Here is a 2,016-nt window from a genome sequence, read left to right as displayed (position 1 = left end):
GCCCCGACCTGGCGCCCAAGCTGCAGAACATTCCGGCCCGCTAGGTCGTCGGGACGGTGCCCCGGGGCAGCGTCAGTGGCAGATCGGTATAGGTGGCAATGCCCGGCGCCACGGCGACGACAGCCGGGATCGCGTTGATCGCGGGCATCGCCGTCATGATGTGACCGAGATCCATGAATTCCTCGAGCGTCGTGGCCTCGAAATACGGCGGCGGCAGGAAGCCCACCTTGGTGGTAACCGTGGGCTGCCCGTCGACCTGAATGATCCAGCCGTCCCCGTCGATCTTCCAGTCCGGTTCGAGCGTCTGTCCTTTACGCCACCGAACATTGAGGTCGATGACGGTCTTGCCGGCGACGATTCCCTGCCAGCTGATGTAGACGCCCGCCACGCATCCCGCCGGGATGGTCCACGACGTCATCTCGAGATCCGCTGTGGTTTGCGCGAATTCGGCCTCGCACCGCACGTCGTCGAGTTCGATGCCGAGCGCGTCGCCCACCAGCCGGACAGCCTCGCCGAAGATCGCGGTGCCCTTCGCGGCCATCGCCTGCAGGTCCGGGTGGTCGATCGGATGGCCGAAGCCCACCGGCTTCTCGGTTTCCGGCGAGTCGTAGAACGTAGTGTCGGCGGCCTCGTTGACGGTGACCTTGTCGACGCGGTTGCACACCATCGCCGAGACGATGGCCAACAGCTCGGCGAAGCCCGGGCTCACGCCGGATCCGAAGATCGTGGAGCCGCCCTTCTCACAGGCCTCGACGATCCGGTCGCGGCCGCCGCCGAGGTTGTGCCCGGTGACGAAGGAGGCAGTGGTCACGACGTTGACGCCCGCCGACAGGATGCGGACCAGCTCGTCGACGTCGATCCACATCGGGTTGTAGACCACGCAGTCCGGTTTGAGGGAGAGCAGCGCGTCGACGTCGTTGGTGGCGGCGACTCCGATCGGCGCAATCCCGACCAACTCGCCGGCGTCACGGCCGACCTTCTCCGCTGACCAGGCATAGCAGCCCACCAACTCGAGTAGGGGGTTGCCGGCGATCGATTTCAGCGAGCTCTTGCCGACGTTTCCGGTGTTCCACTGAACGACTCGATAAGTGTTTGGCACTTGCTCAGCATAGGGAAACGTCGCCGGGCCCGGAACGGCATCAAGCCCTCAGCGTTCGACAGGTTTCGAGGCGGCGCCGTTCAGCGCCACGTCGACCAACTGCTCGGCGAGGTCGTCGTCGACGAGTTCACCGGTGAGCAGCAGCCGGCCGTGAATTGGCGCGATCAACATCTCGAGCAGCAGCCGGGCGTCGATGTCGGTACGCAGATCACCACGCTCGATACCGCGCGCCACCACTGGAGACAACACGTCCAGACGCCGCGCCCAGAAAGCTTCGCGCGCATCGGCGTAGACGTGGTCGACCGGCAGCGTCGCGGCGCGCAACACCGCCCTGCCTTCGGGCGAGCACACGTAGGCGATGATGCCCCGAACGATCGCGAGCAGATCTCGGCGGGTCGAACCCGTGTCGGGAGCGGGGATCGCGTCGGCGCTGCGCTCGAGTAGGGCAGCCAAGAACAGGTTCTCCCGGGTCACCCATCGCCGGTACACCGTCGTCTCGTGCACACCCGAGCGCTTTGCGACCCCGGCGACGGTGGCGCCGTCGAACCCGTTGGCGGCCAGCTCCTCGAACGCGGCGGCCAAGACGGTCTGCCGGACATGCTCGCCGCGGCGATGCGATACGCCTGCAGTCATAGGCTGTAAGTCTATCGCAACTTTACTTGCATTACGGTTAGGCGAGGCGCATGCTATTGCAAGACAACTTGCAATAGGAGCCACAATGGACACGTCAGCACCTCGGATCGATTGCACCGGCGCCACCCCGCCAATCGGCTACCGCCGCTTTCACCGCGACGTCAGCATCAACTTCCAGTGCAACCGCTGGGTGCAGTGGATCGGCCCGTCGGCCATCGACGAGGTGACCGACCTGGCATCGCGCGCCAACACCGACCCGGAGTTGATCGACGCCTTTCTCGCCC

3 protein-coding genes are annotated in these 2,016 nt (G+C 65.6%); 1 reads left to right on the top strand and 2 read right to left on the bottom strand.

Translation table 11 applies throughout. The features are described 5' to 3' along the window. Window positions 1-40: 40 nt before the first annotated feature. Together WAN71_RS16140 and WAN71_RS16135 are read right to left on the bottom strand one after the other, a co-directional pair. Entirely contained in the window at window positions 41-1,099 is a 1,059-nt protein-coding gene (locus tag WAN71_RS16140; RefSeq protein ID WP_422226296.1) for a dihydrodipicolinate reductase, read from the bottom strand. A gap of 48 nt (window positions 1,100-1,147) precedes the next feature. After that, entirely contained in the window at window positions 1,148-1,732 is a 585-nt protein-coding gene (locus tag WAN71_RS16135) for a TetR/AcrR family transcriptional regulator C-terminal ligand-binding domain-containing protein (protein WP_422226295.1), read from the bottom strand. A gap of 85 nt (window positions 1,733-1,817) precedes the next feature. Here WAN71_RS16135 and WAN71_RS16130 point away from each other — a divergent pair. Further along, on the top strand, window positions 1,818-2,016 hold a 199-nt coding region (locus WAN71_RS16130), incomplete at its 3' end, for a hypothetical protein (RefSeq protein ID WP_422226294.1).

The sequence above is a fragment of the Mycobacterium sp. genome, assembly GCF_049280035.1.
Lineage (GTDB): Bacteria > Actinomycetota > Actinomycetes > Mycobacteriales > Mycobacteriaceae > Mycobacterium.
Note: the sequence above shows the minus strand (reverse complement) of the source record. Positions and strands in the feature narration are given on the sequence as shown.

What these genes read in the sequence shown, in the direction of transcription:
- WAN71_RS16135 (WP_422226295.1), bottom strand. Translation starts at nt 1,732, where the DNA reads ATGACTGCAGGCGTATCGCATCGCCGCGGCGAGCATGTCCGGCAGACC.